This is a genomic window from Chryseobacterium culicis (assembly GCF_900108365.1).
Classification (GTDB): Bacteria; Bacteroidota; Bacteroidia; order Flavobacteriales; family Weeksellaceae; genus Chryseobacterium; species Chryseobacterium culicis.
The window spans coordinates 631,737-653,195 of sequence record NZ_FNWQ01000003.1 but is presented as its reverse complement, the minus strand read 5'-3'; the positions used below and the strand labels follow the sequence as shown (position 1 = coordinate 653,195).

The window sequence follows — 21,459 nt, the reverse complement described above, 5'->3', positions numbered from 1 at the left end:
ATGAAAACAAAAAGCATAGGATTACTAGAACTAGGATACAGAAGCGGCAAAGATTCCATCACAGCTCTTAACGATGTAGTTGATTATGCCCTTCATGCAGAGCGATTAGGATACAGCAGATTCTGGCTGGCAGAGCATCATTATTCCCACCTTAAGAATCTTGCCTTTTCAAACCCGGATATCGTGATTGCGATGATTGCCGGAATGACTGAAAAAATAAGAGTAGGATCCGCCGGAACTTCTGTACCGAGCTATTCTCCTTATGCTGTGGCTACCAATTATAAGCTGATCAATAATATATTCAACGGGAGAATAGACCTCGGCCTGTCCAAAGGGATCCCGGAAAGCAACCATACCAAAAACCTTTTGAACCCGGATATTCTTGAAAGAGGCACCGGAGTGGTGTTCAAAGAAAATGCCCAGGAGATTCATGAGCTTTTTTATGCTGAAGCAGAAAAGAACGAAAAAGAAGGAATTTTAATTCCTCCCTACGGCGGCCTGATCCCAGATCTATGGTATCTTTCCTCTTCTCTGAACAATCTGGAGGAGGCCATCAGTTTACACTCAAATTATTGTGTATCAGCATTTCATGGAAGCGGAAAGTTTCTTGACAGTTTTGAAGACAAAAAAGAAGAAATCAACAGATACAAAGACGCATTTTTACATAAAAACGGATTTATGCCTAAAACATCCCTGGCACTCGCGATCAATCTTTCAGAAGTACATCAAATACAGTCTGATGCAGATGAGTCCGAAGCGTTTAAAATTCTCCACCTCAGCTTTGAGGAGCTTTTTGAACTCATTGAAAAACTGGATGAACAGCTGGCCGTAGATGAATTCATTTTATATGATACAGAAGCGGACAGTGACAAGAAAATAGAAAACGCTGAAACGATAAGCAATCATTACAACTTACAATCTATTCAACATGAAAACGCAGTTAGATAACATTAATATTGGCTTTATGAGAAACGCTTTGTACTCATTCAGACAATATAACAACATACCGAAAAATACAGCAGATCTCGATCATTTTGTTCTGGAACTGTGGAATGATGAGGTCTTCAGAGAATCCGTTTTCTTAGCATCTTATGAGCTGTATAACGAATGGGCAAGGCTATGCCAGGATGACCCGTCTTTATCTCAGGTAAAGAGAAACAGAATTAACAATTCTATCCTGAAATATTACATCAGAATTACCACCAGATCTACGCCGTTCGGAACATTTGCTTCACATTCTGCTTTTGAACTGAACTCAGAACATAAAAATATAGAAGCCGGAAATATGGATGCTATCCACCGGTATACAACACTGGACCTGTCTTTTCTTTTTCAGGTTATTGCATTGATCAACAGAGACTTTCCGGAAGTTCACGAATATGAGCTTAATGACTCTATCTATAAGTTAGGTGATTATTACCGATATATCGAAACTTCAGTACAAAATGAAAAAAGAGTCTACACGTTAAGCTCATTGGAAAAAGATGAACTTCTGGATTTTCTGGTTGAAACCACTGCCAACAAGTCTTATTCATTCGACGGCCTGGTGGCTCTGGTAGCAGAAAACGTAGACAGAGTTTCTGAGGAAGATGCAAAATATTATATCTTCAGCCTGATTGATGCGCAGTTCTTCAAAAGTAACTTCGATATCTGCTTAAACGAGCATTCCCCATTGTGCCAGATCATTGATTATTTAAATTCAAAAAAAGGCATCGCTCCTGAACTGGACGCTTATCTGGAAACCCTTATCAAAATGGAAGACTATATGAAGCTGCTGAACTCCGGAGTTGGACAGCCTCAGGAATATTACAATGAAGTATTTGCACTGGCCAATCAGTTTTCCATTTTATATGACAGAAAGTACCTGATCAATTCTTCATTAAAAAGAACCCTTGATTTCTCCCCGGTTACCAGAGAAGACCTTTCCAGAATCAAAAAAGGAATCACTACTTTATCTTGTTTTTGGGACAAAGGAAGCGAAACGGTGAATGAAAATTTAGAGAAATTCAAAACCGCTTTTTATACAAGATATGAAGAAAGTTTAGTGCCTTTGGTAGAAGTATTGGACAACGAAAGCGGTATCGGGTATATTCAGGAACAAAACAGCGAAAACGATTTCTCTTCTCTGCTGGATACCTTAAGCTGGCCGGATTCTGATACGGATTCATTTTCCATCACCTACAACAAAAAGATTCATGAATTCTGGAGAAGGCTCATCAACAAAGCTAATCTGAATGGGGAGACATTCATAGACCTCAGCCAGCATGATATCAGCAATCTTCAGAATACAGAAGAAGTAAGCCTGGCAAGATCTCTTGCCGTAATGATAGAAAAAGTTTCTGATAAAATTGCGATCTCTTCCGTAGGCGGAACAAGCGGCGCCAATCTTATTGCCAGATTTTCCAATGAAGATGAAGAAATTCTTGCTCCGATGAACAGAATCATCAAAGAAGAACAGAATGATGATCATTTTATTTATGCTGAACTGCTTCATCTGCCGGACAACAGAGCCGGAAATATTCTTCTGAGACGGGTTAAAAGAGGAAACCAGCTTTCTTACCTTACGAAACCTTCGGCTTCGGAAAACACCATCAGCCTGACAGATCTTTACATTAAGATGATGGATAAAAGAATTGTTTTATTTCATAAAGAACTGAATAAAGAAGTGAAAATCTTCCATTCTACCGCTCATAATTTTGATTATAATTCGCTGCCGGTCTATCAGTTTTTATGTGATCTTCAGCATCAGGACATTTCCACGGCATTGGTTTTAAACATTGGTGATACCAATTATCTGATGTATGATTATATTCCACGCATCACTTTGGGTAATGATATCATTTTTACGCCGGCATTATGGAGGGTGTACCAGAACGAAGTATCAGGAATAAAGGCAAAAAACAATACAGAAAGCATTAAAAAAGTAAGAGAATATCTTTCAGCTAAAAAAGTTAACCGGTATTTCTTTATTTCCCAGGGAGATAACAAATTACTGATCGACACGGAAAATGACAACCTTTTATTATTCCTGGTAGAAGAACTGAGATCTAAGGAAATGGTAACACTTACAGAATGCCTTTATGATCCTGAGGAAGATGAATTCAACAATGAGATTATCATTCCTATGATCAACAGAAACTATACCGCATTTAAAACTGAGCTTGACCCGCATCTTTTCAATAACAATATTGCTGACAATAAGTTCATCCCTGGAAATAAATGGCTTTATTATAAAATCTACTGCGGAAACAAGTTCTCAGACAAAATCCTGCAGGAGGTCTTCCCCGGGCTTTTAACACAGCTTAATGAAGAAATGCTGATCAAAAAATGGTTCTACATAAGGTACAGTGATCCTGATAACCATATCAGGCTAAGGCTGGAAATTAATGATAATGACCTCACCAATACAGCGCAGATCATTACCACTTTCAACGATTATTTTGATAAATATATCAATGAAGGGATCATTAATAAAGTGGAAATGGGAACCTACGACAGAGAATATGAAAGATACGAAGGCGAATTTATTGACACAGCGGAACATATCTTCCATTATGACAGTAAACTGACCATGAATTTGTTAAAGAATATTCCGAACAATGATGACCTTTGGTTATATGCCATTAAAAGTATTGACGCCTATTTCGATGTCTTCACTCTGGATCTGGATAAACGGTATGAAGTGATCAGCAAAATTTACAGCCAGTTTCAGAAAGAATTCAATGTAGACAGTAATCTCAAAAAACAGCTCGATCTGAAGTACAGAAATAATCTGAATATCATCAGCGAAATAGCAGAAACGGATGACAACCCTTACTTCTCAGAGTTCATTACTGCAGTCACACAAAACTGTAAGGAAATAGAAAAGCTCCAGACCATTCAGAAAGAAAGATTAGTGAGCAGTTTTATTCATATGCACATCAACAGGCTGATCAGATCCAGACACAGAATGCATGAACTGATCATCTACGGCATTGTAGAAAAGTATTATAAAATGAAAATCGGCAAAAGAAAATATCTAGTATCATGAAGCTAAAATTTATCCCTCAACACGACCAAATGGACTGCGGTCCTGCATGTATCGCAATGGTAGCTTCCTACTTTGGCAAGCAGATTCCGTTACATTTTTTGAAAGAAAATGCCAATCTATCCCGAGAAGGGGTTAGCTTACTGAGCATCAGTGAACTGTGCGAAGATATTGGATTTGAAACCTACCCTGCCAAGCTGACCTTGCAGACTTTGGACGAAAACGGCAGCCTGCCCTGTATCCTTCACTGGAATAAAAACCATTTTGTAGTGCTTATTGACGTAAAGAAAAGCCTTATTTCAGGTAAGAAACGTTACAAAATTGCTGATCCAAGCCACGGAATGATCTGGATGAGCGAAAAAGATTTCCTTAAAAGCTGGCTCTCTGACGGAGAAAACGGAATCGCTCTTTTTGTAAGCCCTACCAATAGCTTTTACCAGCAAACCTTCCCGGAAGAAGATCAACTGAGTATTTCTTTTGCCATGAAATATTTCAAAGAGCACAAAAACAAATTCCTCTTTTTATCCGGAATGCTGCTTATCGGAAGCTGCCTTAGCCTTGTATTTCCTTTCCTTACACAAACACTTATTGATAAGGGAGTTAATACAAAAGATGTAGATCTTATTACCATCATTTTGGTCTCTCAGGTCGTTTTATATTTAGGAAGTATCACGATAGAAATTCTCAGAAACTGGCTGATGCTTTATATCGGAACCAGAATCAGTATTTCCATTATTTCAGACTTTTTGAAAAAAATGCTTCTCCTTCCAATGGGCTTTTTTGACACCAAAATGAAGGGAGATTTTACCCAGAGAATCCAGGATAATGAGAGAATAGAAGACTTTCTTACCTCTCAAAGCCTTATGACCTTCTTCTCTATGGTTACTTTCCTGGTATTTTTCGGAGTGCTTTGGTACTATAATGTTACCATTGTACTTATTTATTCCTCTCTGACGGCATTATCATTAGTTTGGGCTCAATACTGGCTGAAGAAAAGAGAAATTCTGGATTATTACAGATTCCGTGAAAAAGGACAAAGCCAGGAAAGTGTTTATGAGATCCTGAACGGAGTTTCTGAAATGAAATTAAATCAGTTTGAAGATTACAAAAGACAGGAATGGGAAGGGATTCAGAATAAATTATTCAAAACAACCCTTCGTATTTTAAAAGTAGATCAGTATCAGTTTTCCGGATTTGAATTTCTTAACCAATTAAAGAACATCTTCGTTACATTCTTTGCGGCATTGCAGGTGGTGAAAGGCAATATGACCATCGGTGAGCTATTAGCAATATCTTATATCATCGGACAGCTGAACTCTCCTGTTAATCAAATGATTTCTTTCTTCCGTTCTTTACAGGATGCCAAACTGAGCCTTTCAAGATTAAATGAAGTTCAGAACCACGAAGAAGAAGAAAAAGAGGGAATGAAAGCATTGGAAGTAGGCAATACTTATTCAAAAGATGAAGAGAGAGGAATTACCTTAAATAATGTTTCTTTCCAGTATGAAGGGCCGAAATCTCAGTTTGTGTTAAAAGATGTCAACCTGTTTATCCCTGAAGGCAAAGTTACAGCCATTGTAGGAGCCAGCGGAAGCGGAAAAACAACATTGATGAAGCTCCTGTTAAAGTTCTATAACCCGACTCACGGTACCATTCACTATAACGAAGATGATATTCTTACCCTTTCTCCTAAAAGCATCAGAGAAAACTATGGAGTGGTAATGCAGGACGGATTTATTTTCTCAGACACCATCGAAAGAAACATTGCAACCAGCGAAGTGGAAATCAATACCAGAAAGATGGAAAATGCGGTAAGAGTAGCCAACATTTCTTCTTTCATAGATAACCTTCCGCTAGGATACAGTACTAAAATAGGGGCAGCCGGCAACGGAATCTCCGGAGGTCAGAAACAAAGGGTTCTTATTGCAAGAGCAGTGTACAAAAACCCTCATTTTATACTCTTTGACGAAGCCACCTCCGCACTGGATGCCGAAAATGAAAAGATCATTCATGACAACCTGCAGGAATTTTTCAAAGGAAAAACGGTAATTATTGTTGCACACCGTTTAAGCACCGTAAAAAATGCAGATCAGATTATTGTTCTGAAAAACGGAGCCGTTGTTGAAAAAGGAAACCATCAGGAGTTGGTCAACAAAAAAGCAGATTACTACAGTCTTGTAAAAAATCAGCTTGAATTAGGCAACTAATCACCTCTCAATATATTTTTGACCGTTTCGCAAGTTGTGAAGCGGTTTTTTAATTAGGTTAATCAAACGAAACCCTTTGTAACAGAATTACAAAGGGTTTCCTATCAGTCTGGAGAGATTGTAAATCAATTATTTAAAATCTTTATCCTCAATATTTTTATTGTAGTACAAATCTACAAGTTTTGCTTCCTGATTTCCATTTTCAGATACAAAAGTTGATTTGGTAGGATACCAAAGATCTCCAAATTTTTTATAATCACTTTGTAACACCGTAGAGAATGTATTTTTTTCACCATTTTCCACCGTCTCTTCTTTGCTTAGAAAGAATGTCTTTACATCATAATAGAGATAAGTCACTTTTCCTGTTATATACGTTGCTTTTATTTTATAATAGATCTTATCCGGATTTTCGTCTATAAGTTCAATCTTGTATAATTTCGGATCTATGTAGGCAAGTTCATTGATAATATATTTTCTGTCGGCCTTATCCTTAAATTCAGCAGGATCAGCAAGCTTTCTCTCACCGTTGACCAGTTCATAACCTGTTTTACCATCATACCATGATTTGTAAACAATTCTTCCCTGATATTCAATTTCAAAACTTCCTTTATTGGGTACCATTTCTTTGGTAATCCAATTCACATTTCGTCCATCCATTACCGTTTCAGATTTGGAATACAGTGTTTTTATGCTGCTCAGAAGCTTTTTACCGCCTTCTGCCTGAATGGCTTTTTCTATAATTTCTTTGGCTTTGCTTTCGCTGGGTGTTTGTGAGAATAACGGATTAGAAGCAGCGATCATGCTAACGACTACAATGGTATTGAATAATTTCATGGTTTTATTTTTTCTGTGGCAAATGTACCAAAAGACATGATATGGTTTTTCTTTTCCATACATTATTTTAACATTATAATGAATGATATTCAAAAAGGAAAGTGATGTTTTATCATTGAAAAACAAAAAAGCCCTCCGTAAGTTATTACAGAGGGCTTTGTACCCCAGACGGGACTTGAACCCGTACGTCCTTGCGGACACAGGATTTTAAGTCCTGCGTGTCTACCAGTTCCACCACCAGGGCATGGTATGGACAAAAAAAAAGATTCGAACCTCGGTTCCAACCTTCTTAATGATTCTAAAAAATCTTTTAGAATAGTGCGGATGAAGGGACTCGAACCCCCACGCCTCACGGCACCAGATCCTAAGTCTGGCGTGGCTACCAATTACACCACATCCGCTGGTTTGCCTTTTTCTTTTTACAGATTCCGGCTGTATTTCTTACAAATATAAAATATTTTATTGAAAGAACACTCTCTATTAAAACAAAAAACCCTCCGTAAGATATTACAGAGGGTCTTGTACCCCAGACGGGACTTGAACCCGTACGTCCTTGCGGACACAGGATTTTAAGTCCTGCGTGTCTACCAGTTCCACCACCAGGGCATGGTGTGGAGCGAAAAACGGGATTCGAACCCGCGACCCCAACCTTGGCAAGGTTGTGCTCTACCAGCTGAGCTATTTTCGCATAGTGCGGATGAAGGGACTCGAACCCCCACGCCTCACGGCACCAGATCCTAAGTCTGGCGTGGCTACCAATTACACCACATCCGCTGGTTTTTTTTATACTGTAAGTTTTAAAGAGCTTGCTTCGTTTTTGTGAGTGCAAATATAGGACAATTTCCTTTAGTACCAAACTTTTCGGGAAAAAAAATTAAAATTTCCACATTTTTTTTTCCCGGCACCTTTTATTACATTTCATTTTCTTACTTTTACATCGTTAATATTTACGATATGGAATTACAAGGAACGGTAAAGAAACTTTTTGATGCTCAAACATTTGCGAGCGGGTTTCAAAAAAGAGAAATGGTTATTTTGACCCAGGAACAGTATCCACAGCCGATAAACATAGAATTTTTGTCTGATAAAATCAGTTTATTAGATAACCTTAAAGAAGGAGAAAACGTAAAGGTAGGAATCAACATCAGAGGTAGAGAATGGGTTTCTCCTCAGGGTGAAACGAAATACTTCAACTCTATTACGGGATGGAGAGTAGAGAAAGTTTCTGAAAATGCTTCAGAACCTACTCAGGCTATGCCTCAGCAGTCAGCATCTCCTGTTTCTAACGAAAATCCGTTTGCCGGAGACGACGATGATGATTTACCTTTTTAATTAAAGAATAATAGATCAAATATAAATCCTGCTTTTTGAAGTGGGATTTTTTTTCTAAAAAAATGGTTCAATTAGACGAAAACGAAATTTCATTTCCTGACCCCGAACTGTACGAGGGCCACGAGGGAATCGTTGCTTTTGGAGGCGACCTGTCTGTAGAGCGTATTTGGTTTGCCTATCAACTGGGCATTTTTCCCTGGTCCAATCCCGGAGAAGAAATTCTCTGGTGGTGTCCGGATCCAAGATTTGTGCTGGTTCCGGAAGAATTAAAGGTTTCAAAATCAATGAGAAAGATACTCAACAAAAATGTTTTTACTTTTTCAGAGAATCAAAATTTCAGGGAAGTGATCAGAAACTGCCAGCAGACTAACAGAAAAGGACAGATGGGAACATGGCTTTCTGATGAACTGATGGAATCTTTTATCCAGCTTCACCAATATGGCCTGGCTAAGAGCATTGAAGTTTGGCAGGATGGAAAACTTGTAGGAGGTTTTTATGGGTTACAGATTGGGAATGTATTTTGTGGAGAAAGCATGTTTGCCAAAGTGAGCAATGCTTCCAAAGCGGGATTTATCCATTTTGTGGAAAGTAATAAAGACAATATCGAACTCATTGACTGTCAATCTCATACCGACCATCTTGAAAGCCTGGGAGCGAAAATGGTTCCTAAAAAAGAATTTCTAAAAATCTTACACGAAAACAATGAACGCAGATAAAGAAAAATGGGTTCTTCTGATTGTACTGAGTATTATCTGGGGGTCATCCTTTATTTTAATTAAAAAGTCTCTGGAACATTTTAATCCGTATCAGGTAGGCTCTTTACGAGTTCTTATTGCCGGGATTATCTTGCTTCCGGTGGCAATTTCCAATTATAAGCTTTTTCCTAAAAAACATCTGAAATGGTTAATTCTGGCTGCTTTTACAGGAAATTTCATCCCAATGTTCCTCTTTCCTATTGCAGAAACTGAAGTAAGCAGCAGCATTGCAGGAATTATCAACTCAATGATGCCTATTTTCGTGATTATTGTAGGTGCTTTGGTATGGAAATTTGAAACCACCAGAAAACAGATTATAGGAACGTTAATAAGCTTTACAGGAGTCTGTATTCTTGCTTTCGGAGGAGGTGACAGCGGAGAACTGAAAATGATTCCGATTCTATTGCTGTTATTGGCCACTTTATGCTATGCAATGAGTACAACCACCGTAAAATCTAAGCTTATGGAAGTTTCATCTACCATTCTCTCTGCTTTTGTGTTTTCATTTGTGTTATTATTTCCGTCCATCATAGCGCTGACCAGTACAGGATTCTTTTCAGAATTCAGCTTTTCCAGGGATAATCTCATGGGACTACTATTTGTAAGCCTTTTATCCGTTTTCGGAACCGGCCTTGCGATGACGATGAATTACCGTTTACTAAAGGTTTCCTCTCCTCTTTTTGCTTCTACGGTTACTTTAATAATGCCTATTGTTGCCATTATCTGGGGAATTATAGATGGTGAAAAACTGACCTATTTACAGTTTATCGGAGCAGGAATTATTATTGGCGGTCTCATATTTTTAAGAACCCATCCGAAAAAATAAAATCATATTATAAATTAAATTATATTTGGATGATTTAACTTATAACTATGAAAAAAACTTTACTTTTTGGTATTTTAGCCTTATCTGCAGTTTCATGCTACAGTTCTGATGACACTCCTTTTGACAACAGTGATCCATCTGCTCAAAACGTTATTCTTCCTACAAAAATGACAAAGGATGGTATTGTCATGAAGATCAATTACAACGGAACTAAAATCATCAGTATGATTAACAATATTAATCATGGACAGAGAATTGAGTTCACCTATACTGATGATTACGTTACCGGTATTAAAAATTACGAAAATAATGTTCTTGAAAGCACTGTTGAATATGCATACCATAACGGCCGTATGACAACAGCCGTTACAAAGGAATATTCCACTGCCGGCACAGTACAGAATACAGTTGCATTCAGTTATACCTACACAAGCAATACGGAAATCAGCGTAAAAAGGCAAACGAATTCCGGAACTGCAGGATCTTCTACCATCAACAGTGTATTTACCTACAACAACGGAAACATGGTGAGCAATGTAGGTTCAGGAACAGGAACGGTCAATGGAAACACCGTTAACTATACTGAAAAAGAAACTTATACCTATACGGATAAAAATTATCCGTTCAAAAATGTAAAAGGTTTTGATAAAATCATATTCAATGGAAATGAAAGCAGTGACGGGGTAAGCATGCTGTTTTCAAATATAAAGAATTCATTAAGCAGTTATAAAGGTGAATTCACCAATACGACAGCTGGAGGAGGAACAGGAAGCGGAATGAGTGCCCACAAATACACCACTACATTTAATAGTGCCGGCTACCCATCAGTAGAGGACAGGCAAACACTGGATGCCAGTGGAAACCCAACCAGCAGTGCTCCCGATAAATTTATTTATGAATACAATTTTCAATAAAAAAACCTGCATTTCAGCAGGTTTTTTCTTATTTAAGATTATTCTAGTTCTTTTTCTTCACTTTACTGGCTTTTACTTTTTTCACCTCATCTTTAATGAAAGGATATTTTTTCTGCATATCTTTTGCTAATGACGGGTCAAGTTCTAATGCCTTCTGAAGTGATTCCATTCCTTTATCCTGATCTTTCAGATTGTAATAGCAATTGCTCAGCTGATAAAAAAGCTCAGCTCTGTGATGTTTTTTGATGGCTCTGTTCAACACGGTAACCGCATCTTCATACTCTCCTACCAACATCAAAACTTCTGAATAAGCATACCAGTTATAGAACCTTGAGGGCTCTGCATCCACCAGCTTTTTAAGACAGGAAAGACTTTCTTCAAACTTTCCGGAATCTATAAACAAAAATGCCAGTCTTTTTTGATAGTCAAGATTGTTTTCATTCAGCTGGGTAGCTTCTTTGGCATAGTGCAGCGCTTCAGACATTCCGCCCATTTCTTCGTAAAGATAAGACTGTTCCATCATGGCAAGATAAAACTGAGGGTCTTCTCTCAATGATTTCTGGAATGCGTTTAAAGCTAATATAGGCTGTTTCAATGCCTTGTTGCACAATCCGATCTTATAAAAAGTAAATGCTTTTGTGTATTCAAGCTCAAGCATTTCTTCATAAGTCTCGATAGCCTTCTGGTATTGTCCCAAAGCTTCATAACAAGCTGATTTATTAGCATAAACTCCCACAGAGTTTGAGTTAATTGCTAACAGATAATCATAACCTCTTATGGCTTCATCATAATTTTTTCTGTTGAAATAGAATTGTCCGTACTCAAACCAAGCGGTTTCGGAATAAGGGAATTCATCTAAATATTCATTAAGAAAGGCAATCGCCTCCTCACTCTTATTCAGGTCACTGAAGCACACCATTGCATTTTCCAGCGAATAATCATCCGTAGGATCTTCTTTCAGTGCTTTTCTGTAATGTTTAAGAGCGTTAAAAGGATCTCCGAGATTCACATATTCATCCGCAATAAAGTTGTGGAGAAAGTTTTCTTCTTCCTCTAATGTCAAAGCTTTTTTGCAGATTTCAATGGATTTTCTGGGATTTCCTAGGTTCGAATAATACTTGGCGTAACAAACCAAAAAGTCTGTGTGCTCCATAGAAGCACCCTTCAACTCGTCAATAAGTTCTTTCGCAGCATTATACTCTTCCCATTCCAGAAGGATTTCAAGTCTTTTGATCTTAATATCCAACGAATTAGGATGAAGCTTCAGTCCATAATTAACAGCCATGTCAGCGTAATTAAAGTCCCCCAGCTCCAAATAATAAACGATGATGTCTTCTAACTCTTCGGTATCGAAGTAGAATTCGTCATTGTTTTCCATCATTTCCTCGAACTTCTTTACAAGTTCATTTCCAAAATACTCTTCCAATAGTGTCCTCTTTGTCGGCCTGATGTCTGAATTTACTTACAAACCTCGGCAAACGTTTAGTTAATAATACATCTGAAACTGATATTCAAATATTTATGCAAAGTTGCAACTTTTTTTTGAATTTTCCATTTCATTAATTTCTATTATAAAAATAGTAAAAAAAGAAAACCGATAAAAGGATTGTGGATAAAAAAACGGAAATTGGGGTTAAATTCTTATCACAAGGCGTTTTCCGCTTTGTATCTCAGCATTCCATATAGTTTCGATATTTTTAATATCAACATCCTGGGTTTCCATTTTTATTTTTCCTTCAACAGCCGCACGGAACATTTCCGGAATAATTTCTGAAAAGAGAAGGGCAAATTCTGCTTTAGACCAGCTTCCCAGTCCAGATCCTGAAATCTGAATATCCGTTCCGCGGAGAATCTGTGAAGACAGTTGGATGGCATCGCCGCTCATTCCTCCTACATTAATCAGTTTTGTTTTGTGGGAAAAATTTCCGTCTCCTTTAAATGCAGACAAAATCATTTCCACAGAATGCCCCCAGATATAATCCAAAACAATATCGATAGGAGTTTCTTTGTGAATTTCTTTTATTTTTTGCTTAAAATCATGATCATCCATTTTGAGAGAAATCACCTCATCGGCACCCAGTTCGCGCAAAGACTGCAGCGATTCTTCATTTCTACCAGTAACAATAATTTTTTGGGCTCCGTATAATCTGGCAACCTGAACGGCAATTCTGCCTGTAATTCCTGTTGCTCCGTTAATGAGAACTGTATTCCCTTTTTGTATTCCTGCCTTGAACTTCAGTGCCATTGCTGAACCCATAACGGCATTGGGTAATCCGGCAGCTAAAGAAAAATCAAGCCCTTCAGGAATTGGAATAATCATTTTCTTATCTGCTGCAGCTTTTTCAGCAACTGTTCCTTTTTTGCTGAAAAAGTAGACTTTATCTCCATTTTCCAGATATCCTGCTCCATCCGTGCCAATAACGGCTGGCTGATGTTCCTGATGTTCTGTTGAATAATGGTTTCCACCTGCTCTGGCTCTATCCAGATTTTTAATAGAGGCTGCTTTTACTGAAACTAAAATCTCATTTTCCTGTATTTCAGGGTCCGGAAAATCTGTGTATTGAGGTATACTTCCTTTTTCAAATACCACTGCTGCTTTCATTCTTTTAATTTTTATACAAAATTAGGTGGGATGAATACTGCAGAGCGATAACATTTGTTATCAGTTTAGGGAAGGAGCTGGAAGTTTGTAACCCCGATAATAGAGTTAAAAACGCGGTGATCAACAGGGAAAAGAATATTTTGATTATTCTTTGTTCGCAAGGGCACTCGTTTTAGCAATGAACGATCATTGCTGAGTGGAAGGTTTTTGCGATCGTATTCAACAATACCTAGTATTCTTGTGGCACTACTTTTAAATGAGGCAGAATTGGTGCGCTTTCTTTTTAAACCTCCTGCTTCTAACATCCATCTTCCTTCCTATTCCAGCCTCTCTTTCAATATTTTGCTCTTGATTCGGCTGAGATGTACGGTCGTGATCCCGAGATAAGACGCAATATAATGCTGCGAAACCCGTTTGATGATCTCCGGCTTTTCTTTGGTAAGATTCAGATAGCGTTGCTGCGGTGTATCTTTAATGAATGAGAAGAAATGTTTCATATAATCGAAAACCCTTTCAAAAAGTGCGTCCATAAAGAGGTTTCTGAGCTCAGGATTCTGATAGACGTCTTCCAGAAAAGATTCCACATCAGGCTTGCTGATTCTGTACAGGATACAAGGTTCTATAGTTTCAAAGGAAACCATACTGGGCAGTCCTTTTTTAAAACTTTCCAGGGAAGAGAACATCGTATTTTCCAGGAAAAACTGGAATGTGACATCTTTCCCGTCATTATTATACCAGGCTCTTACAATACCTTTTTCCAGGTAATAAGCGTTACAGGAAATCTCACCTTCTTTCAACAGTAAGGTTTTGGCAGGAACTTCCATGCGTTCAAAACTGCCCAGAAATTTTCTCCATTTTTCTTTGGGGAAAGGAAACCTGTTTTTGATATGTTCAAACATTCCTGATATAAAAAAGAACGGACTCATTGTCCGTTCTTCCTGTATTTTTTAAATTAAACTCTTGATTTTAGCAATGATATCATCTCCAAGCTGATCTGCTTCTTCCTGGGATTTGGCTTCCGTATAAATTCTGATAATCGGCTCTGTATTGGATTTTCTAAGGTGGACCCAGTTGTTTTCAAAGTCTATTTTAACACCATCTACCGTAGAAACTTCTTCATTCTGATATTCCTGCTCCATTTTGCTTAAAATAGCATCTACATCAATCTCCGGGGTCAGTTCTATTTTCTTTTTACCCATGAAATAGCTTGGATATCCGGCTCTTAATTCTGAAACCGTTTTGTTTTCTTTGGCTAAATGTGTTAAAAACAAAGCTACTCCTACCAAAGAGTCTCTTCCGTAATGCAGCTCAGGGTAGATAATTCCTCCGTTTCCTTCTCCTCCGATTACCGCATTTTTCTCTTTCATCAGAGTCACTACGTTTACTTCACCTACAGCACTTGCAAAGTATTCTGAATTATGGGTATGTGCTACATCTCTGAGGGCCCGGCTTGAGGAAAGGTTAGAAATCGCAGCACCATTTTTGTTTTTCAGCAGGTAATCTGCAACGGCTACCAATGTATACTCTTCTCCAAACATTTCTCCTTTTTCATCAATAAGAGCTAATCTGTCTACGTCCGGATCTACGACTACTCCCAAATCAGCTTTTTCTTTCTTCACCAATTCGCAGATATCTCCTAAATGTTCTTTCAGCGGTTCAGGGTTGTGAGGGAAATGACCTGTAGGTTCACAGTATAACTTAATAGTTTCACAGCCTAATTTACCCAAAAGCATCGGAATAGCAATTCCTCCTGTAGAATTTACCGCATCCAGCACTACTTTAAACTTCTTCGCTTTGATCGCTTCCACATCTACCATTGGGAGATCCAGGATCTGCTGAATATGGATATCAAAAGCATCATCTCTTGTTTCGTATTGTCCGAGATCATCCACTTCTGCATAGTTAAAGTCTTCGCTTTCTGCCAGGGCCAGTACTTCTGCCCCATTTTCTCCGCTGATGAACTCTCCTTTTTCGTTTAATAGCTTAAGGGCATTCCATTGTTTTGGGTTGTGGGAAGCGGTAAGGATGATTCCACCGTCTGCATTCAGCTCGGGAACCATTACTTCAACCGTGGGGGTTGTAGAAAGTCCGAGATCTACTACGTTGATGCCTAATCCCTGCAAGGTAGCTGTTACCAGGGAAGAAACCATTTGTCCAGAAATTCTGGCATCTCTTCCGATGATAAGGGTAAGGTCTTTTTTATTTTTATTATTCTGAAGCCAGGTTCCAAACGCGGACGCAAATTTTACCACATCCAGCGGTGTTAAGTTATCATTTACTTTTCCACCAATGGTTCCGCGAATTCCGGAAATAGATTTTATTAACGACATTATGTTTTTAATTTATAGTTTTTCTAAGTTTTCCAGAGCAAAGATACTTAAAAGACCTTTCAACTTATAGAATAGGAATCTTTTTTTGAATTTTATCATATGTATTTTTTACAACTTTCGGTGGTGCAAAACGATACCCAATGTACAGAAGTCCGTAGAGGTTATTATTCTCCACAGTCTGGTTATTTTTCTGATCGTAGCCATTGGCATTAAAGTTCATTTTACCTCCGAACAGAAAGCGGTCTGTATTAAAGCCTACGTGCAGACCTCCCTGCATTCTTATGGTAGCATACTGTGCATTTTCTTTTATTCCTTCATTCTGATAATCCCGGTAGCTGGAGAACTTTCCTCCTATACCTACCGCCAGATAGGGTGAAATATTTACTTTTGATCCAATGACCCAATTGTAGAAATATCCAATGTTTCCTCCGATATTGTATTGGACCTCCTTGTCTTTTACGCCATCAATTGTATTTCTGAAAATGGTAAGGTCATAATCTACAAAAGGAACCCAGCTTCCACTGCTTTTCTTCTGCCATTCTCCCTGCGTGTAGATTGCTTTTGCTGAAAAGTTTTTGTTTAAAATGTAGGAGGTAGATCCACCAAAGGTCTGCACTCTTAAATCCGGAAACTGAATGTAAGGATCTCTGCCTTCCTGCCAATCGGGAGAAAGGTCTTTCATATTTTCTACGTAAAATCCTTTTACATTTTTATAATATAGATTTTGAATTATCCTGCCGGGAAAGAATCTGAAGCTGAAATCGGTGTAGGAGCTTTTTCCTTTCATATTGTCATCATTATTTCCTTCTAAAAACCTGGGGGCAAATGACAATGTAGCACTGATGATTCTATAATCAACTGAAAGGGAAGTTTTTGTTTTATTGTTGATGGAGAATACGGTTTCGCTGGCATTTTTACCTTCTCCTGCTGTAAAGACATAGCTCTCAATATTGGTATCGAGATTTACACGAATCATTACCTGGTCTGCATAAGACTTGGTATTTGCGGTATCTGACTGTGCTTTTACCTGAATGACTAATAAAGAAAATGCAAGTAGCCCTGCTTTTAACAAATTCAAATCGAATAATTTACATTAGGAAAATGAAATTACTACATTTTTTTCAATTATCCGATGAATACGAGATCATGAGCAGCCGCAGTCTTTGTCGCAGCCGGTTCTTTTGGAGCTGAATTTCTTAGGTGCAAAATTCTTTTTAAGTACTTTAAATAATGAGTAACATGCAAATGCTACAATTAATGCAATAAGTACGTACTGAATGATTAATGATGAATCCATTACTTTAAAATCTGATATACTATCATCGACACAAAATATGCCAAACCTGTCATCATGACCACCTGAAAGCCGGTCCATTTCCAGCTTTTGGTTTCTCTGTAGACTACTGCAAGTGTAGAAACACACTGCATTGCAAATGCATAGAAAAGAAGAACCGAGATTCCCGTCGCAAAGCTGAAGACCTTTTCTCCGTTGGGTTTTACATCTCTTCTCATTTTATCAATTACTTTTACTTCAGGAGCATCATCTTCCAGGCTGTAAAGTGTTGACATTGTTCCCACGAAAACTTCTCTCGCTACGAAACTTGTAAGGATTCCCACACCCATTTTCCAGTCGTAACCAAGAGGAGCGATTACAGGCTCTATTCCTTTTCCCATTTTGGCAAGGTAAGAGTGATCCAGATGAACATCTGTTGCCACAAACTGATCTGCTTTCTGGCTTGGCCCGAAATAGCTCAGGAACCAGATGATGATACTTACTATGAAAATAATTTTTCCGGCTCCGGTAATGAAGTCCCATACTTTTCCTAAAACCATTTTAAAGTCATATCCGAAAAGCGGCTTTTTATAGGCAGGAAGATCCATTACCAGGTAGGTTTTCCCTTTGCTTTTAATAAATCTTTTAAGGATTGCTGCTGAGAATAAAGCAACTAGGAAGCCAAGAAGGTACATTCCCATCAGCACCAGTGCCTTATATTTTATTCCTAAAAATGTTCCTTCTGAAATAATGAGTCCGATAATAATGCTGTATACCGGAAGTCTCGCAGAACATGTCATGAACGGTGTCACCAGTATGGTCAGTAATCTTTCTTTTACATTTTCAATATTTCTTGTAGAGATTACCGCGGGAATAGCGCATGCAGTTCCCGATACCAGCGGAACAATACTTTTTCCGTTAAGCCCGAACGGACGCAGTAATCTGTCCATCAGGAATACAACCCTTGCCATATATCCTGAATCTTCCAGCAGATAAAGAAAATACAGCAGGATTCCGATTTGTGGAGCAAAAACGACAATTCCTCCTATTCCCGGAACAATTCCGTTCGAAATAAGAGAATTAACTGGCCCTTCCGGAAGGTGTTCACTGGTGAATGCTGCCAGCCATGAGAAGGATTCTTCAATCCAGCTCATCGGATATTCTGCAAGGAAGAAAACGCTTTGGAAAATCACAAGAAGAATAACTAAAAACACTACATATCCCCAGAATTTATGAACCAAAACTTTATCCAGTTTTTCGGTTAATAATTCTTTGAACTGCGCTTTTTTAGAAATGACATCAGCCAGTATTTTGTCTACGTTCTGATATCTTCTGACAGTTTCCTGAACCTGTAATCTTTTAGGGACCAGGCTTTTAGTATCAGATTCGTTTAACTGTTCCATGACAGAGCTTATTCTTCCAAGATCTGTTCCCAGTGAAAGGCTCATCCATGCTTTATATTCGTTATCGAAACCTTTATGCGCTGCCAGTTTCTGAATAAAATCTCTGTGCTCGTTAGGGGTTTCAAAAGAAAGGGTATTTGTTTTTACAAACTCATTGTTGTAAACGGCATCTCTTACCTCATCTATCCCGATCTGCTCTTTGGCATTGGTCTGAATGATTTTGATCCCTAACGCTTCAGAAAATTTCTGAATATCTATGGTGATTCCTCTTCTTTCTGCCTGGTCGATCTGATTGACAATCAGAATCATTGGAATGCCGAGATCCTGAATCTGCTGAAACAGAAGCAACCCTCTTTTTAAACTTAATGCTTCAAGAATATAAACAACTCCTGCATAGTTTTTCTGCTCATCAATAAGATATTTGGAGAAAATAGCTTCATCTTCCGAACTCGGATATACGCTGTAAGAACCCGGAAGGTCAATAACCTCTACTTCTTCGTTTTTATAAGTATAGTTGCCCGAGTGGCTTGCAACGGTAACGCCGGCATAGTTTCCGGTCTTCTGCTTTTTGTTGCAAAGCGTATTAAAAACCGTAGACTTTCCTACATTAGGATTTCCGACTAAAAGTATCTGTTTTTTCTTGTTTTCCTGCATTAATTCAATTCTTCAACAATGATGTAATCTCCTTCTTCCTCACGAAGAGCAATACGGCTTTTTTCTGCTCCAAACTCCACATACATAGGCCCGTTGAATGGCGCCTGATACAAAATTCTGAAAGAGGTCTCCGGAAGAAGCCCCATTTCAATAATTTTATTGGGCATTTTAAGATGGTCGTTATCATATCCCAATATCTTCCCCATTGTATTTTTAGGGAATCCACTTAATTTATGTAATCCTTTCTCTTTCAAAGCCTAATTTTTAGTCCTGCAAATATACGCTATTTAAATTTAATCTAAATAACGTTTCCGTCCAAAAAATAAGAGGCTTTTTCTCAATTGAAATAGCCTCTTTAGTTTTATAATAATTTTAAATCTTATTATTTAGAATATGTCTCTAGACAGTAACCGATCATTGCATTTCCTGATGGGGGATCAAGAGGAGTAATAGTAAATGCAACTGCCAAACATCCCTCTAAATTCATCGCTTGTTTTATTTTTATTTTTGATTTTTCTTCCCTAAAATTCTTTTTGGCAACTAATACAGTCTCAACTTTACTTTTACTTTCTTCTGTTTTTACTTTTGGCTCTTCCGTTTTTGCAAATGACATTGCAGATGTTGTTAATAACAACATAAAAATAATTTTTTTCATTATAATAATATTTTAATTTGTTGTAAAACAAACATATAATGAAAAATACCAAAATCAAATTTTTGTTATTTAAATTTTAAAAACAAGTGCTTATTCTAAAATATCATTTGAAATTAGCGTTTATTTTCAATATTTTCCAGTTATTAAAAGAACATTTTTAACAAAAAAGAAATCAACCCAAATACATTGCTGTACCTGGGTTGATTCAAAATATAATTTAGTTGATATGAATGCTTATTTTTTCTTTTTGTCAGAAGCTTGTTCTTTTTCTATTGGATTGTCATTCGCATTATAAAAGTCTTTATATTGCTTTTCTTGTTTTTTCATCATATCTCCAATTGTTCCATCCATTCCAGGTATAGATTTAGACATCATCTCTTGAGTCATCATTGGTCTTACTGATGCAAATGGATCTTTCTTGAAATCATTAAATGTCTTTTCAAATTTTTCTCTTGATAATTCATTTACTTTTCCTCCGGAAGCATGCATTAAATTTTCAATATAGGAGAATTCTGTATAATCCTTCACCTTCTTATTTCCTTGTAATATCCACGAATAATTTTTATCAGCATCTTCAATTTTTACAATTAAACCCGGAAGACCATAAAATTTGTACGGTCCATCCTGAAAAGGAATATCTGTACTAAACCAAGCTGTCCAAGTTCTTCCTCCAAAGTCTGTTGTTGCTTTTTGAGCATTGTATTCCCCTATCTTTTGTTTATCAGACAAAATATTCCAGTTGAATTTTAGATCTTCACTGTAGCCAATATTACTCGGTGTAAATCCATTTGCTATTTTATCCACATATTGAACTTTCATACCTGGGTAAAACTTATATATTCTTGCTGAGATTTTCGGAGTTTTAAGAGATTTTGAAAGATCTTTCATCATTCCTGCTTTTTGCATTGCTTCGATTTCTACTTTCATAATAGAATCTTGTGCTATTACAGTATAATCTTGATAAATAGATTTATTTTTATCTGTAATATCAAGAATGGTGATTACCTTATCTAGTTTTGCCGAATCTTTCTTCGGCTTAAAGGTCAGTTCATAAAAGAAACGATTAGCTGTTTCCTTTGACTCCTGAGCTCCTGCAAATGCAAAAAGAGTGACAAGAAATATGGAAAGTAATTTTTTCATTATAGCAAAGTTTTACATAATTAGTAATCACATGTCATCTTTTGTTACAATTTTTTTAAATTTTATTTTTTAGCTAAAACCTGTTCCCGCAAACCGGATAGCCTCCCAAAAATTATGATTCTCTTAAAACAGTTTGATTTTTAAAACGCTTATCTTTAAGTTTCTAAAAAACAAAATATTATGGATACCTTATCTCAATTAAAATCTGAACTGGAGGGAGAATTCCAAACCACGAAAAAATTTATTGAACTGTTTCCTGAGGGAAAAAACGACTTCGCTCCTCATGAGAAAAGCATGAAAATGATGCCGCTTGCCACCCATCTCGTAGAAGTTTTTGAATGGCCGAACACCATTTTAAATACTTCCGAACTGGATTTTGGCAAAGGCGAATATAAACCTACGGTTCTTTCTACCAGAGAGGATCTTATGAACAAGCTGGAAGAGACTATCAGGCAGGTAAAAAAGCGCTTGATAGCAGTACAGAAGATGATCTGAATCCCAGCTGGA

The 21,459-nt window shown here is 37.5% G+C and carries 18 protein-coding genes and 5 tRNA genes; 8 read left to right on the top strand and 15 right to left on the bottom strand.

Going from position 1 to position 21,459, the window contains the following annotated elements:
* Genes BLW74_RS14710 through BLW74_RS14700 form a run of 3 tightly spaced genes read left to right on the top strand, consistent with a single transcriptional unit; the run spans position 1 to position 6,234 of the window.
* On the top strand, positions 1-948 hold the full coding sequence (locus BLW74_RS14710) for an LLM class flavin-dependent oxidoreductase (RefSeq protein WP_089693415.1): 948 nt from the start codon (positions 1-3) through the stop codon (positions 946-948).
* Complete coding sequence (locus tag BLW74_RS14705) at positions 929-4,030, top strand: lantibiotic dehydratase (protein WP_089693413.1); 3,102 nt, start codon at positions 929-931, stop codon at positions 4,028-4,030. Before BLW74_RS14710 ends, BLW74_RS14705 begins: the two co-directional genes overlap by 20 nt.
* Positions 4,027-6,234, top strand: a complete 2,208-nt coding sequence (locus BLW74_RS14700) for a peptidase domain-containing ABC transporter (protein ID WP_089693411.1) — start codon at positions 4,027-4,029, stop codon at positions 6,232-6,234. The genes BLW74_RS14705 and BLW74_RS14700 overlap by 4 nt, the downstream gene beginning before the upstream one ends.
* A gap of 129 nt (positions 6,235-6,363) precedes the next feature.
* Here the strand turns inward: BLW74_RS14700 and BLW74_RS14695 are convergent, their stop codons facing one another.
* The 6 genes from BLW74_RS14695 to BLW74_RS14670 all read right to left on the bottom strand — a co-directional run bounded on the left by BLW74_RS14695 (position 6,364) and on the right by BLW74_RS14670 (position 7,842).
* On the bottom strand, positions 6,364-7,068 hold the full coding sequence (locus BLW74_RS14695) for a hypothetical protein (RefSeq protein WP_139265748.1): 705 nt from the start codon (positions 7,066-7,068) through the stop codon (positions 6,364-6,366).
* A 160-nt stretch (positions 7,069-7,228) separates the two neighbouring features.
* A tRNA-Leu gene (locus BLW74_RS14690) sits at positions 7,229-7,312 on the bottom strand.
* A 75-nt stretch (positions 7,313-7,387) separates the two neighbouring features.
* A tRNA-Leu gene (locus BLW74_RS14685) sits at positions 7,388-7,469 on the bottom strand.
* Between the two features lie 121 nt (positions 7,470-7,590).
* Positions 7,591-7,674, bottom strand: a tRNA-Leu gene (locus BLW74_RS14680).
* 6 nt (positions 7,675-7,680) lie between these two features.
* A tRNA-Gly gene (locus BLW74_RS14675) sits at positions 7,681-7,756 on the bottom strand.
* Positions 7,757-7,760: 4 nt separating this feature from the next.
* Positions 7,761-7,842, bottom strand: a tRNA-Leu gene (locus tag BLW74_RS14670).
* Between the two features lie 180 nt (positions 7,843-8,022).
* Here BLW74_RS14670 and BLW74_RS14665 point away from each other — a divergent pair.
* The 4 genes from BLW74_RS14665 to BLW74_RS14650 all read left to right on the top strand — a co-directional run bounded on the left by BLW74_RS14665 (position 8,023) and on the right by BLW74_RS14650 (position 10,895).
* The gene (locus tag BLW74_RS14665; protein WP_089693608.1) at positions 8,023-8,400 is read left to right on the top strand and encodes a DUF3127 domain-containing protein; all 378 of its coding nucleotides are present in this window, start codon (positions 8,023-8,025) and stop codon (positions 8,398-8,400) included.
* 62 nt (positions 8,401-8,462) lie between these two features.
* On the top strand, positions 8,463-9,116 hold the full coding sequence (gene aat, locus BLW74_RS14660) for a leucyl/phenylalanyl-tRNA--protein transferase (RefSeq protein ID WP_089693407.1): 654 nt from the start codon (positions 8,463-8,465) through the stop codon (positions 9,114-9,116).
* Positions 9,103-9,981, top strand: a complete 879-nt coding sequence (locus BLW74_RS14655) for a DMT family transporter (protein ID WP_089693405.1) — start codon at positions 9,103-9,105, stop codon at positions 9,979-9,981. The genes aat and BLW74_RS14655 overlap by 14 nt, the downstream gene beginning before the upstream one ends.
* 47 nt (positions 9,982-10,028) lie before the next feature.
* On the top strand, positions 10,029-10,895 hold the full coding sequence (locus BLW74_RS14650; RefSeq protein WP_089693403.1) for a hypothetical protein: 867 nt from the start codon (positions 10,029-10,031) through the stop codon (positions 10,893-10,895).
* Between the two features lie 43 nt (positions 10,896-10,938).
* On the opposite strand, the gene BLW74_RS14645 is transcribed toward BLW74_RS14650, so the two are convergent.
* The 9 genes from BLW74_RS14645 to BLW74_RS14605 all read right to left on the bottom strand — a co-directional run bounded on the left by BLW74_RS14645 (position 10,939) and on the right by BLW74_RS14605 (position 20,952).
* Positions 10,939-12,321 carry a tetratricopeptide repeat protein gene (locus tag BLW74_RS14645; RefSeq protein ID WP_089693401.1) on the bottom strand — a complete coding sequence of 461 codons (1,383 nt, stop codon included), beginning with the start codon at positions 12,319-12,321 and terminating at the stop codon, positions 10,939-10,941.
* A 207-nt stretch (positions 12,322-12,528) separates the two neighbouring features.
* Complete coding sequence (locus tag BLW74_RS14640; protein ID WP_089693400.1) at positions 12,529-13,497, bottom strand: quinone oxidoreductase family protein; 969 nt, start codon at positions 13,495-13,497, stop codon at positions 12,529-12,531.
* Positions 13,498-13,814: 317 nt separating this feature from the next.
* Complete coding sequence (locus BLW74_RS14635) at positions 13,815-14,423, bottom strand: Crp/Fnr family transcriptional regulator (protein WP_228424924.1); 609 nt, start codon at positions 14,421-14,423, stop codon at positions 13,815-13,817.
* 21 nt (positions 14,424-14,444) lie between these two features.
* Complete coding sequence (gene glmM / locus BLW74_RS14630; protein ID WP_089693398.1) at positions 14,445-15,827, bottom strand: phosphoglucosamine mutase; 1,383 nt, start codon at positions 15,825-15,827, stop codon at positions 14,445-14,447.
* A gap of 64 nt (positions 15,828-15,891) precedes the next feature.
* A complete protein-coding gene (locus BLW74_RS14625; protein ID WP_139265747.1) occupies positions 15,892-16,905 on the bottom strand; it encodes a DUF4421 family protein in 1,014 nt (337 codons plus the stop codon).
* Between the two features lie 218 nt (positions 16,906-17,123).
* Positions 17,124-19,157: a ferrous iron transport protein B gene (gene feoB, locus BLW74_RS14620; RefSeq protein WP_089693393.1), complete on the bottom strand. Its 2,034-nt coding sequence runs from the start codon at positions 19,155-19,157 to the stop codon at positions 17,124-17,126.
* Positions 19,157-19,411, bottom strand: coding sequence for a FeoA family protein (locus BLW74_RS14615; RefSeq protein ID WP_089693391.1), 255 nt, complete (start codon positions 19,409-19,411; stop codon positions 19,157-19,159). Before BLW74_RS14615 ends, feoB begins: the two co-directional genes overlap by 1 nt.
* A gap of 128 nt (positions 19,412-19,539) precedes the next feature.
* Complete coding sequence (locus tag BLW74_RS14610) at positions 19,540-19,812, bottom strand: hypothetical protein (protein WP_089693388.1); 273 nt, start codon at positions 19,810-19,812, stop codon at positions 19,540-19,542.
* Between the two features lie 234 nt (positions 19,813-20,046).
* Entirely contained in the window at positions 20,047-20,952 is a 906-nt protein-coding gene (locus BLW74_RS14605; RefSeq protein WP_089693386.1) for a GLPGLI family protein, read from the bottom strand.
* Between the two features lie 180 nt (positions 20,953-21,132).
* Between BLW74_RS14605 and BLW74_RS22710 the strand changes: the two genes are divergently transcribed.
* Entirely contained in the window at positions 21,133-21,447 is a 315-nt protein-coding gene (locus BLW74_RS22710; RefSeq protein WP_228424922.1) for a hypothetical protein, read from the top strand.
* Positions 21,448-21,459 lie beyond the last annotated feature (12 nt).